This window comes from Rhizobium sp. P43 (assembly GCF_056730705.1).
In genome coordinates, this window is record NZ_CM161539.1 from 504,577 (window position 1) to 517,732 (window position 13,156).

Genomic DNA, 13,156 nt, shown 5'->3' on the forward strand with positions numbered 1-13,156 from the left:
TTCATCTCGACCGGGGGAGGGCAAGCAGAAATCGCTGTCGATCCGCAGGTTCGCGACACCTGAAACGAAAGAAGCGGCCACTGGGGCCGCTTCCGATAATACGATACTGGACGGTCTCAGGCCCGGCGCGCGAGCGAGAACTGGGCACCGGTATCGGTGGTGCAGTTCAGCTGGGTGGGCGTGACCAGCGCGCAATTGACCTTCTGCTGGGTGTTGCGCACCAGCGATGTCATGTTGATCTCGACGAGACGATCATTGACCAGCATGTAGGTGCCGGAGGCGAGGATCTGATTGGTGTCCGTGGTGCGGGTGGTAAAGGTTCCGCCCTGGAAGGTCGAGCTGATGCCATTGGGATCGACCCAGGCCCCTTCGATCGATGGCCCTTGCTGAACGACCGGCAGCTGGCGCGGCGGGCTGGAATAGCAGGATGAAAGCGCGAGGCTCGCTGCAGCGACTGCGACCAGGGATTTGATTTTCATTCTTGTCTCCCACCAATTCAGCGGCCCGGCAACGCCGTCCACCGTCTGTGTTATCACCGAGAACATGCCGCGAAGGCTTGGCCAAAGCAAGGCGAGAGCCTTGTATTGCCGGGGTTATCCCGATCTTGCTCGCGATGCAAGAAGGCCCGCCGCAAGCGACGGGCCCTGTTCATGCGTAAAACCGGTCAGCGGACCAGGATGTTCCGGAACTGCCACGGATCCTTTTCGTCGAGGTCTTCCGGGAAGAGGCCCGGGCGACCGTCGAGCGGGGTCCAGTCGGTGTAGTGGCCTTCGACCGGGCCGAGATAGGGCGACTGCACTTCGAGGCAGCGCTTGTAGTCCATCTCGTCGGCCTCGACGATGCCGGCCTTCGGATTTTCGAGCGCCCAGACCATGCCGGCGAGAACCGCCGAGGTCACCTGCAGGCCGGTCGCGTTCTGATAGGGCGCGATGCGGCGGGTTTCTTCCAGCGACAGGCGCGAGCCATACCAGTAGGCGTTCTTCTCGTGGCCGTAGAGCAGTACGCCGAGTTCATCGACGCCATCGACCAGTTCGTCCTCGTTCAGAACATGCAGGACCGGCTGCGGCGTGCCGCCATTGCCGAACATCTCGTGCAGCGAGAGCACGGCATCATTGGCTGGGTGATAGGCATAATGGCAGGTCGGGCGGTAGACGACTTCGCCATCCTTCTCGACGGTGAAGTAGTCCGCAATCGAGATCGACTCGTTGTGGGTGACGAGGAAGCCATACTGCGGACCCGGCGTCGGGCACCAGGTGCGTACGCGGGTGTTGGCGCCCGGCTGCTCCAGATAGATCGCGGCCTTGCAGCCCTTCTTGTGCTTCTTGGCGTTTTTCGGCATCCAGTTTTCATGGGTGCCCCAGCCGAGTTCGGCCGGCTGCATGCCTTCCGACAGGAAGCCCTCGACGGACCAGGTGTTCCAGAAGACGTTAAGCGGCTTCGGGTTCTTGGTGCGCTGGGTATCGCGCTCGGCGATATGCACGCCCTTGACGCCGACCTTCTTCATCAGCTTGGCCCAGCCGTCGCGATCGTTCTGGTCCGGCTCGTCGAACTTGACGCCGGTTTCATGGGCGATGTTGACCAGCGCCTGCTTGACGAACCAGGAGACCATGCCCGGGTTTGCGCCGCAGGTGGAGACGGCCGTGGTGCCGCCCGGGTTCTTGGCCTTTTCCTGGCGCACGGTCTCGCGCAAAGCATAGTTGGTGCGCTCGGAATTCTTCATGTTCTTGTCGAAGTAGAAGCCGAGCCAGGGCTCAACGACGGTGTCGATGTAGAGCACGTCGAGCTTGCGGCAGAGCTTCATCAGGTCGAGCGAACCGGTATCAACCGAAAGGTTGACGCAGAAGCCCTGGCCTTCGCCTTCGGTCAGAAGCGGCTTCAGCAGCTTCTTGTAGTTCTCTTTCGTGACATGCGCCTGGATGTGCTTGATGCCATGCTTGGCGAGCAGCTCGGCCTCGTCATTGCGGGGATCGATGACGACCATCCGGCTCTTGTCGAACTTGAAGTGGCGTTCGATCAGCGGCAGGGTGCCGCGGCCGATCGAGCCGAAACCGATCATCACGATCGGGCCGGTGATCTCGCCATAAACCGGGTAGGTCATTTCGCTCATTTCCGTCTCCTTGGAGGCCCGGTCGTTTCGCCTGGGCCATGTTTCCGGCCTGTCTCATGCGGCCGGAGCGATACTGGCGGTTCTAGATCACAAAACTCTGACACAATAAAGGGTGGGGCCTATGCCCAGAGATGGGCTAGCAGTGATTTTCCGACGCCACATCTTGCCGCAGGCGGTCAACCAGGCGCTTGCGTTGGCGGTTGAGCCCCTTGTAGCGCAGTTGCGGCTCGGTCAGCCCCTCGAGCTGACTGGCGAGAGAATGTGCCAGACGCCGGCCCTCCGGGTGGCGATCAAACAGGGTGACCGGGTCGAGATAGATGCGGATCGTAAAGACAATCGCGCCTGTCACGGGCAGTTTCGTCAGCGTCTGTCGTTCGACGCGCACCACGGCCTCGTCTGGCTCAGCCGTATCGTTGCGACCTGTCTCCGGATGGAAGAGCTTCTCCTTCCAGTTGATCGACCAGTTGAAGCGCTCGGCGGGCAGGTCGGGGGCCAGATTGTCGAAGATGCGATTGATCATCGCCGCGTTTCGGGTGCCGCCTTCGAAACCCGGCACATGTTCGTGGACTTCCTCCATCGGGCGATCGAACTTTTCCGCAAGCACCCAGGAGGAGGGGAAGGAGAGGTGCGCTGCGGCGATAAACCAGCCCGCCTCGCGCCGCATCATGATCACGAGGTCGTCCTGCACCAGCATTCCGGCGCGCAGAAGCGGGGGCAGGTCATCATCGCTCAGGCCTGTCTTTGCCATGAGCTGCCGATGATGGGCGTTGAGATAGCCGGTGAGAGCTGCAAGACATTCCTCCTGCGCGGGAAGGCTGTCGCCGGTCGCCCGGTAGACCTCGTCAAGCCGCGTCGCGGCCAGCGCGCTCTTTTCCGCCAGGTAATAATCGCGGTCGGCATCCGGTTCGATCCAGCGGGTTGGGTCTAGTGCCGACAGGCCTATGGTGAAAGGGCGCGTCGGGCCGGCATAGGGGGTATGGGTAAATTGAGGAACCATCGAGAAAGTGAGCCGTGTTTGCCTGCAGCCTGCCGCCTTGCTATCATCATCGCAAGACGTTTCTTTTTCCGACTGCGCGCGAAGTCGGGAGGTACCAATGACAGCACAGCTTGCACGGATTGCTATCTCACCCGAAACCATGTCGCGTTTGAGATCGACTGCCGCACAAAACGGCCGCGATGAAAACGAGTTGATGGAAGAAGCGATTGTCGCCTATCTCGACCGTCACGACATGGAAATGTCCGTCGTCGAGGAGGGTATGATTTCCGCCAGAGCCGAAGGGCTTATCTCCCACGAGGCCATGACAGCTTGGCTTGAGAGCTGGGGGACATCAGACGAGCAGCAAGCTCCGAAACCCGATATCGCACGATAAATGCCATGAAAGTCGTCTGGTCAATCACTGCCAGACAGGATCTCGTTCACATCCGCTCGTATATCGCCCGTTTTCATCCCGTTGCCGCTGGTGAAATTGCCCGTCATATCCTGATGGCCGTCGAAAACATTTCCAGGCATCCCGAGATCGGGACCGGTACCAGGCTCCCGGATGCCAGGCGTTTTGTGGTGTCCGGAACGCCCTACGTGGTCTACTACAAGCTTGGCTCCAGTCGTATCGAGATACTTGAAGCGTTCGATGGACGGCGCGCGGTTCCGCGGACCCTTGGGGATGAAGACTGAGGCATCACTTCAGCGCCTCCAGTCCGACAGCCGTGCGGGTTATCGTCACCTCCGTTATGTCGTACACCGCCACGCCCTCGACCGTGAACGGATCGGCTGCGACATAGGCCTCGATGTCAGCCCGGTCGCCCTTGGCCAGGATGACGCCACCGGTGCGCGGGTTCTTGCGGCCCGAGGCCAGAAACATGCCGTTGTCATAGCCGGCATTCACCCAGTCCATATGCGGAGCCATGACGCGGTCGGCGTCTTCGGTCGGTTTCACATAGGTGAGGGAGAGGATGAACATGGGCAGCCCTAATCAATGAGTTCGGCGGGGATCAGCCCGCGCAGGGAGTTGCCGACAAAGAGCTTGCGGTGGCGCAGGTCGTCGAGTTTCAGGACCTCGCCGCGTGCCTTGCGTTCACGGATCAGTTCGGCGCGCAAGACGCCGGGAAGAAGGCCGCTTGTGAGTGGCGGGGTGAGCAGCATGCCGTCGGCGGCTTCGGCGAAAATGTTGGTGATCGTGCCTTCGCAGACCTCGCCCCGCTCGTTGAGAAGGATCACCTCGTCCGCCTCGTCCTTAGAGAATTCGGCGCGGGCGGCCTCATAGGGTTCGCGACGGGTGGTCTTGTGGCGGAACAGGCTGTCTTCGGATTGCAGGCGTGTCTTTGCGATTTTCAGCCGCCAGACCGTGCCGTCGGGCATGGGTTCGAAGGGGGTGGCGGTCACCTCCATCTTGCCGCGATAGGTCATGACAAGGCGCACCCTCAGCGGTGCATCCCCGGACACTTCCTTCTCAAGTTTTCCCTTCGCGTCCTGCGGTTGGCGAAAACCCAGCGCATCGGCGGAACGGGACAGGCGGCGCAAATGCTGGTCGAGCCGCAGGAAGCCTGCGTCCGGTTGCCACCGCATCGTCTCGATCAGCGAGAAATCCATTCATCTCCCACGGCAAAGCGCGCCTTCAGCAGGCATTCTTCGTATTCGGCGTCCGCCTTCGAATCGAAGACGATGCCGCCGCCGACATTGAAGACGGCGCGCCCATGGTTGAAAAGGGAGATGGTGCGGATTGCCACCGAAAATCGCATGGGACCCGAAGGGTCGCACCATCCGATTGCGCCGCAATAGACGTCGCGCGGGCCGGCTTCGAGTTCGTGCAGGATGCGCATGGCCCACATCTTGGGCGCGCCGGTCACGGAGCCGCAGGGGAAGAGGGCGGCCACGATCTCGGGCAGGCCGATTTCGGGCAAGAGCCTGGCCCTGACATAGCTTACCATCTGATGTACGGTCGGATAGGTCTCGATGGCAAACAGCTTGGGGACCGAAAGTGTGCCGACCTCCGAGATGACGGAGACGTCGTTGCGCAAGAGATCGACGATCATCCGGTTCTCGGCCTGGGTCTTTTCGTCGCCGAGCATGGCGGCGATGATCGCCTCGTCCTCCGCCGGTGACGCGCCGCGCGCTGCTGTGCCCTTCATGGGCCTTGTCTCGATCCAGCCGTCTTGATCGACGGAAAAGAACAGTTCCGGTGAGCGGGACAGGATGACGGGGCCGATGCCATAGTCGATCAGCGCGCCGTAATGCACGGGCTGGCGATCGACGAGGGACCAGAAGGCGGCGCGGGGGTCGCCCTCCCATTTTGCCTCGACCGGCATGGTCAGGTTCGCCTGATAGCAGTCGCCCTTGCGCAGATGATGATGAAGCCGCTCAAAGCGGTTCCGATAGGTTTCGAAGTCCCAGGCGGCTCTTGGCTCGCTCAAGAGCGGCGCATTCGGAATGTTCGAGGGTGGCGTCGCAAGCGGGTGGTCTGTCGGCGCGGGCGCTGAAAAGACGCCCATCGAAATCAGCGGTGTCTCGCGGCCCTCTTCGATCAGGGGACGGAGCTTTGGTTCAAAGACAAACCCGGCTTCATAGGAAAGGTAGCCCGCCAGCCACTTGCCGGCCTTCCGATGCGCTTCCAGTCTCGCAAGCGCCGGCTCGACCTCGTCGGCCGACCGGGCGACGACGAGCGTCTCCGGTTCGGCAAAAACGAGGCTCGTTCCCGCGCGGTCGTCGCGGAAGAGCGCATAGGGCGCGTGGTCACGCATGGTATGTCGGCAGCTCCGCTGTTCAGGCTGCCTTATCTAGCGCTTCCAACTCGTCAATCAGCCCCTCGATCATCGACAGACCCTTGGCCCAGAACGACGGATCGGTGGCATCGAGGCCGAACGGAGCCAGAAGCTCCGAGTGGTGCTTGGTACCGCCGGCCTTCAAGAGCGCGAAGTACTTGTCCTGGAAGCCCTGGTCGGCGTTCTGGTAGACGGCATAAAGCGAGTTTACCAGGCAGTCGCCAAAGGCATAGGCATAGACATAGAAGGGCGAGTGGATGAAGTGGGGAATATAGGCCCACCAGGTCTCGTAGCCTTCCGAGATCTTGATTGCCGGCCCAAGGCTTTCCGACTGAACGGAGAGCCAGAGTTCGCCGATCTGCTCGGCGGTCAGTTCGCCTTCCTTGCGGGCCGTGTGGATCTTGCGCTCGAACTGGTAAAAGGCGATCTGGCGGACAACCGTGTTGATCATGTCTTCGACCTTCTGGGCGAGCATGGCCTTGCGTTCGCGTTTGTCGGTCGTCTTGTCGAGAAGGGCGCGGAAGGTCAGCATTTCGCCGAAGACGGATGCGGTTTCGGCAAGCGTCAGCGGGGTCTGGCACATCAGCGCACCCTGGCCGCCAGCGAGCACCTGGTGCACGCCGTGGCCGAGTTCATGCGCCAGCGTCATCACATCACGCGGCTTGCCGAGATAATTGACCAGAACATAGGGGTGAGCCGAAGGCACCGTCGGATGGGCGAAGGCGCCTAGCGCCTTTCCGGGGCGGGCGGGGGCATCGATCCAGCCGCCGTCGAAGAAGCGGCCGGCGATTTCGGCCATTTCAGGCGCGAAGCCGCCATAGGCTGAGAGCACCATGTCCTTGGCCTCATCCCAGGAAATCAGTCTGTCAGGTGTTTCGGCCAGCGGCGCATTGCGGTCCCAGAAATTCATCTGGTCCATGCCGAGCCACTTCGCCTTCATCTTGTAGTAGCGGTGCGACAGGCGCGGATAGGCCTCCTGCACAGCGGCTGCCAATGCGTCGACGACTTCGCGTTCGACGCGGTTGGCCAGATGGCGGCTGTCGGCGATGTCTTCAAAGCCGCGCCAGCGGTCGGAGATATCCTTGTCCTTGGCGAGCGTGTTGGTCACCAAAGTGAAGATGCGGATATTTTCCTTGAACGTCCTCGACAGGGCTTCGGCGGCCAGCTTGCGCTTTTCCGGATTGGCATCCTGCAACAGCGTGAGCGTCGGCTCGAGAGGCATCTCGTCGTCGCCGACCTTGAAGCGCAGGGCGGCAAGCGTCTCGTCGAACAGGCGGTTGAAGGCGGCGGCACCCGTTTGCGACTTCTCGAGAAAGAGTTGTTCAATCCGGTCGTCGAGCTGGAAGGGCTTGTCCTTGCGCAGATCGACGATCCAGGGGCGGAAGTGGCCAAGGGCCGGATCGCGGTCCATGGCGGCATCGACGGCGTCATCCGACAGGCGGTTCAGTTCCAGCGGGAAGAACAGAAGGCGGGCCGACATGTCCGTCAGCTTGGCCTGGATGTCGCCAAAGAACTTGCCGTTCGCCGGATTGGTCATGTCGGAGTAATAGGTCAGGCCAGCGTAGGAGGCGATGCGGCCAAGCAGGTCTTCGAGCGCGTCCATCTCGCGAAGCGCCTGGGCGAGCGAGTTTTCGCCGACAGTTTCCAGGGCGATCGAGAGCTTGCCCTTCCACTTCGTTTCGAAGGCGAGTGCATCCGAGCCTGCCTTTTCGACAGCCCCGAGGAACTCGGGAGAGGTCTGGCCGGGATAGAGATCCTCAAGCTTCCAGACGGGAAGGTCGCCAAGGTTCTGATTTGCGCTCGCGGAAGCCGGGTTTGCCGGGCTGAAGGCGGGGCGACGGTCGATCATCATGGTGACGTCCTTTCTCTCGTGTGTTGCGGAGATGTAGTCAGTCGTCCGGCGATGGGCAAGCAGGTGGATGTCCCGGTCTGATGCGACCCAACCGCGCCGTTTGCCGCAGCGCCTCTGTGGATTGTGCCATAAACGGTTAAGGACCGTTAAAATGTTAGGCTTTCTTCCAAGAACATGTTCAGGCCTTTCTGCCAGTCTCCCCGCGATAACCCAGGAGCGCAAGGGCGCCGAAACAGCCTCGGGGAGCGTAAGTTGACCGCACAGATTCTACTCATCGATGAAGATGTCGCCGAGCGCCGCAGCATGAAGGCTGCAATTGAGGCGCATGGTCATGCCGTTCATGTTGCCGATACGGCGACAGCGGGAATAGAGCTTTTTCGCCGCCATTGCGATCAAATCAGCGTCGTCGTGCTCGACGCGACCTCGGCCGACGGTCTCAATCCGACCCTCATTCCGATCCTGGGCGAGATCAATCCGGCCGTGCCGGTGATTGTGGGAACCACGGAAGGCGCCACCGAAACCGCTCTTGATGCGGTCCGGGCAGGCGCATTCGACTTTCTGGTCAAGCCGATAGCCCAGGAGCGGTTGATCGGCGCCATCGAGTCTGCCCTCAAGATCCATCGCACCAGTCTGCAGGGACGTGCACCCCGTCGCGCCCGCAGCGGATCTGTCAGCTTTGCGGACGTCGTTGCGGCCAGTGCGGCCATGTCTCGCGTCGTTGAGCTCGGGCGCCGGGCTGCGCAGTCGGTCATCCCCGTTATGCTGGAAGGCGAGGCCGGGGTCGGCAAGGAGCTGATTGCCCGCGCCATTCATGCGGCGGGTGATCGTTCGTCCCGTCCGTTTATCTCCGTCAACTGCAACACGGTCTCGCCCGGTCAGATCGAGGAATTTCTGTTCGGCAGCGAAAACCTTGCGGGCAAGCTTGCAGATGCGGAGGGCGGAACGCTTTTTATTGAGGAAATCAGCGAGTTGCCCCCGGTCGGCCAAATGCGTCTGCTTGAGATCGTGCAGAGCGGCGAAGTTCTCCGGCAAGGCCAGCCGAGGCCAATCAAGGCGAATGTCCGCCTGATCCTTGCCACCAACAAGGATCTGATCGAGGAGGTCAAGGCCGGCCGTTTCCGGGAGGACCTCTATTATCGCGTCAACGTCTTCCCGATCACCATCGCTTCGCTCCGCCGCCGCAAGGAAGACATCCCGCACCTCGTTCGTGCCTTTGTCGAGCGTTTCTCTCTCGAACAGCGCCTGCCTCGGACCTTGCAGATCGACCCGTCGGCACTTGCGCTTCTGACCTCATTCGAATGGCCGGGCAATACGCGTCAGCTGGAGAATGCAATCTTCCGTGCGGTGGTGCTGGCGGAGGGGGCGAGCCTCAGCGAGCGAGACTTTCCGCAGATTTCGGCCCAGGTGCGAGGCCATCGCGGCGGTGGCTCCGGCGCTGAGCCACAGGCCATCCTGAGTGAGCCAAGTCCGATCGCCAAGGTTCAAGCGGCTTTGGCCGAACGTGCGGCCGGTTTTGCAGGCGGCTATTCTGCTCCATCCACAGGTTTCGCAGCAGCCCAATCCGCCAACATCATTGTCAGCACGGATGAGGCTGGCAATGTGCGTAAGCTTGCCGAGATCGAGGAAGAGCTGATCCGCTTTGCGCTGAAGTTCTACCGCGGACAAATGAGCCAGGTGGCCCGGAAACTCGGCATCGGCCGTTCCACCCTCTACCGCAAACTGAAGGATTACGGGATTGATCCTGATGATCCGCAGAAGGATGCGGCTTGATTTGCCTCAATCGTTCGATGTTAACTCTGGGGTAAGCTTAATCGCTTACCACGGGGCTAAGCATTTGTTAGGCAAGCGTTCACTATAAATGTGCAGCTTGTGCGGATGTGGCAAATTTGCCATGGTATGACCGCATTTGACGTTCATTCGAGTTGGCGTGGGACGTAGTCTTTCGGACGGGGATTGCATTGCAGGCATCGCAGGACATCAGCGCGCTCCATATGCAAAGAGAGCGCAACATCCGGCTTGCGTCTGCGTCTTTCGCAGCGAAGATGCTGATGTCGCTCTTTATTTCCGTGCTGGGGTGCCTTGCGGTTCTTCTCCTGGCACCCGGGACCGCGAGAGCTGAAACCCGTACCCTCAACATCGAATTCGTCCATACCGGTGAACGTGCCTCGATCACCTTCAAGCGCAATGGCCGCTACGACCCAAAGGGTCTGAAACAGCTCAATTACATTCTGCGTGACTGGCGTCGCAACGAGCCGACGAAAATGGATCCGCGCCTCTTCGACCTCGTCTGGGAAGTCTACCGGCAGTCGCGTGCGAAGGGTTACATCAAGGTGGTTTCCGCCTATCGCTCTCCCGCGACCAACAACATGTTGCGTTCACGCTCGAAGGGTGTCGCCAAGGAAAGCCAGCATATGCGTGGCACGGCGATGGACTTCTACATTCCGGGCGTGCCTCTGAAGACGCTGCGCGAAATCGGCGTGAAGATGCAGGCTGGCGGCGTGGGCTATTATCCGAATTCCGGCTCACCCTTCGTGCATATGGATGTGGCCGGCGTGCGCGCCTGGCCGCGCATGAGCCGCAAGGATCTCGTGCGTCTCTTCCCGGATGGCAAGACCGTCCACATTCCGGCCGACGGCAAGCCATTGCCGGGCTATCAACAGGCGCTCGCCGAATACAAGCGTCGTGTGGCCTCGGGCAACACGGTGATGATGGCCGAAGAGAGTTCGTCCTCGCGGCCGCGCAACTTCCTTGCCATGCTGTTCGGCGGTGGTGACGAAGACGAAGTTGAGGATATTCCGGAACCCGCAGCACGTCCGGCTGTCGCCCAGCCGCAGCCGGCACCGGCCGCCCCGCGTGAGCAGCCTGCGGTAACGGCGACAGAGCCGGTCATGGTCGCCAATACGCTTCCCGGCGTCGATGCCGCTGCGGCGCCCGTTCCGCAGGCGCGTCCGGCCCTTCGTCCGGCCGACAATAGCCTTGCCGTCGCGCTCTATCAGCCGCCACGCAATGCGGCAGAGGATGCCTTGCGTGAAGTGGCCAGCGGCGTGCCGGTTCCGGCTGCTGCGCCTGCAGACGAATTTGCCGACCTCGCCGCGATGAACGTCCCTGTGCCGACGCTGCTCAGCAGACCTGAGCCGGGTGTGGCCGAGCCGGGCGTGATGACGGCATCGATCGATCCGAATGCCGACTCCATGGTGCTCGCCGACGGGATGACCGTTCCGGTGCCGGCGGCCCGTCCGCAGGTGGCCGAGGCGCTCTTGGCATCTGCCCAGGCGGAAGCCGAGGCGGAGATCGACGAAGTCGAGCAGGCGATCCTGTCGCCAGAGGCCGCTGCCGCGCTTGAAGAAGGCACAATGCCGGAAATGGCGGCGCCGATTCCGGCCAGCGCACCCGCGCAGGCTGAACTCCGTGCTGCTCCGGCGCCGGCTGAGAAGCCTGTCGAAGTTGCCGCAATCCCGCCGCAGCCGGAAACCGTGGTGGAATCGACGACGCAATTCGGCGACATGTTCGACACGCCGTCCGAGCCTGTTGCTGATGTCGATGCGGCGCTTCCCAAGAAAGGTGGTCGTCCGGGTCAGGAGGATGCCGAGCGTGCGCATATGGCCATGTATGGTGGTACCAAGCTGACGAAGAGCATGATTGAGCAGTGGGCGCTCAATCAGGGTCGCTTCGAGTCGGTTGCCAAGCCAGTGAAGGCGCCGCGCGTTGTCTCCCGCTCCCTGATGGCGCCGGCAACAACGGTACCCGATGGCTTCCGCCTCGATGCGACAACGGTCGATCCGAGCCGCTTTGGGGCACCCTGAGAGCCCGTCGGATCCCCAGGCAATTGATTGATAGACAAAAAGAAACCCGCCGGATTGGCGGGTTTTTTGCTGGTTGGGGCGTTTGTCTCAGCCTTCCGGAGGGCCTTCGATCATGCCCAGTGCGGCCAGGTAGGTGTCGAGGATCAGGTCCTCTTCCATGCGCTCCTGGTCGTCCTTCTTGCGCAGCGCGATCACCTTCTTCAGGATCTTGGTGTCGAAGCCCATGGCCTTGGCTTCGCCGTAGACGTCCTTGATGTCGTCGGCGATGGTCTTCTTTTCTTCTTCCAGGCGCTCGATGCGTTCGACAAACGCACGGAGCTGGTCGCGGGCGACGCCGTGGGCGGCATCAGACATGGGCAATCTCCTTCACTGCGGGGATGGCATTTTCGGGATGGGTTATCGTGGCGTTCACGTGCCGCGAAGCGCGGTCCGCGTCAAGCCCCAAAGCTTGGGGCACGCGTCATTCCTTCGGGCGGTTCTGCTCAAAGGCCTGCTGCTGCTCGGTGGTTGCATCGCGCTGGTGAAGCGCTTTCCACTCGTCATAAGGCATGCCGTAGACGACCTCCCGGCTTTCGTCCTTGGTCAGGTCGAGGCCCTTTTCCTTCGCCGCGTCGAGATACCAGTTGGAGAGGCAATTGCGGCAGAAGCCGGCGAGGTTCATCAAGTCGATGTTCTGCACCTCGGGACGATTGCGCAGATGGGAGACGAGCCGGCGGAAGGCGGCGGCTTCGAGTTCGGTTTGCTGGTCCTTGGTCGGGAGCGTCATGCTGTCCTCCTTCAGGGCGCGATGGGTTGGGTGGGGTAGGGGCCGGTGCGCGAGGCATGGATCTCATACTCGTGCAGCTTCGGGTCGGCATTGAGGCGCTCGAAGATCGGCGCCAGACGATCGGCCCAGGCGGTAACGCCGGCCTCGTCGCCGATCAGGTCCTGGCGGACTTCCAGAAGCGCATGCGGGATGCCCGTCATCATGCAATGGCGATACATGGTGTCGCCCTTCAAGGCGCCGTCATAGGGTTCATTGTCGCCGACAAGGATATCGCCTGCGGCTTCCAGCCCCTCGATCAGCGGGCGGACAGCCCGGGCATCGGTATCCCAGAGAACCGCTGCATGCCAGGGGCGGGGCACGCCCTTCCAGGCCGGCGTATAGGAGTGCAGCGACAGCACCAGCGGCGCCTTGCCGGAAGCCGTCGCAACCTTGCCGATCACCTCCGAGACCGCCCGGTGATAGGGGCGGTGATAAGTTTCGATCCGGTTCTGCCACTCCGCCGGTGCGATCGGGTGGTTGCCCGGAATGATCGCGCCATCGGAGATGCGCATGATGATGGTCGGGTCATCTTCGCCGCGATTCGGATCGATCAGCAGGCGGGAAAAGCGCGACATTACGGCAGGTACCCCGAGACGGGCGGCCAGACGACGGGTCAGCGGCTCGATGCCGATGTCATAGGCAATGTGTCGACCAAAGGCGCTGTCGGGCAATCCAAGCTTTCCGTAGGGCTCGGGAACGATGTTCGTGGCGTGGTCGGCGAGGATCACGAGGCCGGCGTCGAAGCGGCCTTCCGAAATCTCGAAAACGGGGGAAACATTCATCAGTTTGAAGCCATCAGCTGCTACAAGCGCTTGATCGCATGGGGAATGGGG

The 13,156-nt window shown here is 61.7% G+C and carries 14 protein-coding genes; 4 read left to right on the plus strand and 10 right to left on the minus strand.

Annotated features, from left to right (window positions below; all coding sequences use genetic code 11):
• Positions 1–116: 116 nt before the first annotated feature.
• The 3 genes from omp10 to AC1PUL_RS02360 all read right to left on the minus strand — a co-directional run bounded on the left by omp10 (position 117) and on the right by AC1PUL_RS02360 (position 3,104).
• Positions 117–479 carry an outer membrane lipoprotein Omp10 gene (omp10, locus tag AC1PUL_RS02350; RefSeq protein WP_480466445.1) on the minus strand — a complete coding sequence of 121 codons (363 nt, stop codon included), beginning with the start codon at positions 477–479 and terminating at the stop codon, positions 117–119.
• Positions 480–664: 185 nt separating this feature from the next.
• Entirely contained in the window at positions 665–2,107 is a 1,443-nt protein-coding gene (locus tag AC1PUL_RS02355) for a homospermidine synthase (protein ID WP_298467525.1), read from the minus strand.
• 136 nt (positions 2,108–2,243) lie between these two features.
• On the minus strand, positions 2,244–3,104 hold the full coding sequence (locus AC1PUL_RS02360) for a heme-dependent oxidative N-demethylase family protein (protein WP_480466446.1): 861 nt from the start codon (positions 3,102–3,104) through the stop codon (positions 2,244–2,246).
• Positions 3,105–3,201: 97 nt separating this feature from the next.
• On the opposite strand from AC1PUL_RS02360, the gene AC1PUL_RS02365 reads away from it, so the two are divergent.
• Together AC1PUL_RS02365 and AC1PUL_RS02370 are read left to right on the plus strand one after the other, a co-directional pair.
• A complete protein-coding gene (locus AC1PUL_RS02365; RefSeq protein WP_480466447.1) occupies positions 3,202–3,477 on the plus strand; it encodes a CopG family ribbon-helix-helix protein in 276 nt (91 codons plus the stop codon).
• A 5-nt stretch (positions 3,478–3,482) separates the two neighbouring features.
• Positions 3,483–3,779, plus strand: coding sequence for a type II toxin-antitoxin system RelE/ParE family toxin (locus AC1PUL_RS02370; RefSeq protein WP_480466448.1), 297 nt, complete (start codon positions 3,483–3,485; stop codon positions 3,777–3,779).
• 4 nt (positions 3,780–3,783) lie between these two features.
• Here AC1PUL_RS02370 and AC1PUL_RS02375 read toward each other — a convergent pair whose 3' ends face one another.
• The 4 genes from AC1PUL_RS02375 to AC1PUL_RS02390 are packed head-to-tail and all read right to left on the minus strand — an operon-like array spanning position 3,784 to position 7,715.
• The gene (locus AC1PUL_RS02375) at positions 3,784–4,065 is read right to left on the minus strand and encodes a YciI family protein (protein WP_480466449.1); all 282 of its coding nucleotides are present in this window, start codon (positions 4,063–4,065) and stop codon (positions 3,784–3,786) included.
• An 8-nt stretch (positions 4,066–4,073) separates the two neighbouring features.
• Entirely contained in the window at positions 4,074–4,694 is a 621-nt protein-coding gene (locus tag AC1PUL_RS02380) for an aminotransferase class IV family protein (protein ID WP_480466450.1), read from the minus strand.
• Complete coding sequence (locus AC1PUL_RS02385; protein ID WP_480466451.1) at positions 4,679–5,842, minus strand: aminodeoxychorismate synthase component I; 1,164 nt, start codon at positions 5,840–5,842, stop codon at positions 4,679–4,681. Before AC1PUL_RS02385 ends, AC1PUL_RS02380 begins: the two co-directional genes overlap by 16 nt.
• 22 nt (positions 5,843–5,864) lie before the next feature.
• On the minus strand, positions 5,865–7,715 hold the full coding sequence (locus AC1PUL_RS02390; RefSeq protein ID WP_480466452.1) for a M3 family oligoendopeptidase: 1,851 nt from the start codon (positions 7,713–7,715) through the stop codon (positions 5,865–5,867).
• Between the two features lie 252 nt (positions 7,716–7,967).
• Between AC1PUL_RS02390 and AC1PUL_RS02395 the strand changes: the two genes are divergently transcribed.
• Positions 7,968–9,485, plus strand: coding sequence for a sigma-54-dependent transcriptional regulator (locus AC1PUL_RS02395; protein WP_480466453.1), 1,518 nt, complete (start codon positions 7,968–7,970; stop codon positions 9,483–9,485).
• Between the two features lie 278 nt (positions 9,486–9,763).
• Positions 9,764–11,518 carry a peptidoglycan L,D-endopeptidase MepK gene (locus tag AC1PUL_RS02400; RefSeq protein WP_480466454.1) on the plus strand — a complete coding sequence of 585 codons (1,755 nt, stop codon included), beginning with the start codon at positions 9,764–9,766 and terminating at the stop codon, positions 11,516–11,518.
• 87 nt (positions 11,519–11,605) lie between these two features.
• Here AC1PUL_RS02400 and AC1PUL_RS02405 read toward each other — a convergent pair whose 3' ends face one another.
• The 3 genes from AC1PUL_RS02405 to AC1PUL_RS02415 all read right to left on the minus strand — a co-directional run bounded on the left by AC1PUL_RS02405 (position 11,606) and on the right by AC1PUL_RS02415 (position 13,105).
• The gene (locus AC1PUL_RS02405; RefSeq protein ID WP_480466456.1) at positions 11,606–11,872 is read right to left on the minus strand and encodes a DUF2312 domain-containing protein; all 267 of its coding nucleotides are present in this window, start codon (positions 11,870–11,872) and stop codon (positions 11,606–11,608) included.
• 106 nt (positions 11,873–11,978) lie between these two features.
• Positions 11,979–12,284 carry a DUF1244 domain-containing protein gene (locus AC1PUL_RS02410; protein ID WP_480466457.1) on the minus strand — a complete coding sequence of 102 codons (306 nt, stop codon included), beginning with the start codon at positions 12,282–12,284 and terminating at the stop codon, positions 11,979–11,981.
• A gap of 11 nt (positions 12,285–12,295) precedes the next feature.
• Complete coding sequence (locus AC1PUL_RS02415; protein ID WP_480466458.1) at positions 12,296–13,105, minus strand: N-formylglutamate amidohydrolase; 810 nt, start codon at positions 13,103–13,105, stop codon at positions 12,296–12,298.
• Positions 13,106–13,156: the final 51 nt, after the last annotated feature.

What these genes read in the sequence shown, in the direction of transcription:
- AC1PUL_RS02365 (WP_480466447.1), top strand. Translation starts at nt 3,202, where the DNA reads ATGACAGCACAGCTTGCACGGATTGCTATCTCACCCGAAACCATGTCG.
- AC1PUL_RS02370 (WP_480466448.1), top strand. Translation starts at nt 3,483, where the DNA reads ATGAAAGTCGTCTGGTCAATCACTGCCAGACAGGATCTCGTTCACATC.
- AC1PUL_RS02385 (WP_480466451.1), bottom strand. Translation starts at nt 5,842, where the DNA reads ATGCGTGACCACGCGCCCTATGCGCTCTTCCGCGACGACCGCGCGGGA.
- AC1PUL_RS02355 (WP_298467525.1), bottom strand. Translation starts at nt 2,107, where the DNA reads ATGAGCGAAATGACCTACCCGGTTTATGGCGAGATCACCGGCCCGATC.
- omp10 (WP_480466445.1), bottom strand. Translation starts at nt 479, where the DNA reads ATGAAAATCAAATCCCTGGTCGCAGTCGCTGCAGCGAGCCTCGCGCTT.
- AC1PUL_RS02390 (WP_480466452.1), bottom strand. Translation starts at nt 7,715, where the DNA reads ATGATGATCGACCGTCGCCCCGCCTTCAGCCCGGCAAACCCGGCTTCC.
- AC1PUL_RS02405 (WP_480466456.1), bottom strand. Translation starts at nt 11,872, where the DNA reads ATGTCTGATGCCGCCCACGGCGTCGCCCGCGACCAGCTCCGTGCGTTT.
- AC1PUL_RS02360 (WP_480466446.1), bottom strand. Translation starts at nt 3,104, where the DNA reads ATGGTTCCTCAATTTACCCATACCCCCTATGCCGGCCCGACGCGCCCT.
- AC1PUL_RS02410 (WP_480466457.1), bottom strand. Translation starts at nt 12,284, where the DNA reads ATGACGCTCCCGACCAAGGACCAGCAAACCGAACTCGAAGCCGCCGCC.
- AC1PUL_RS02415 (WP_480466458.1), bottom strand. Translation starts at nt 13,105, where the DNA reads ATGAATGTTTCCCCCGTTTTCGAGATTTCGGAAGGCCGCTTCGACGCC.
- AC1PUL_RS02400 (WP_480466454.1), top strand. Translation starts at nt 9,764, where the DNA reads ATGTCGCTCTTTATTTCCGTGCTGGGGTGCCTTGCGGTTCTTCTCCTG.
- AC1PUL_RS02380 (WP_480466450.1), bottom strand. Translation starts at nt 4,694, where the DNA reads ATGGATTTCTCGCTGATCGAGACGATGCGGTGGCAACCGGACGCAGGC.
- AC1PUL_RS02375 (WP_480466449.1), bottom strand. Translation starts at nt 4,065, where the DNA reads ATGTTCATCCTCTCCCTCACCTATGTGAAACCGACCGAAGACGCCGAC.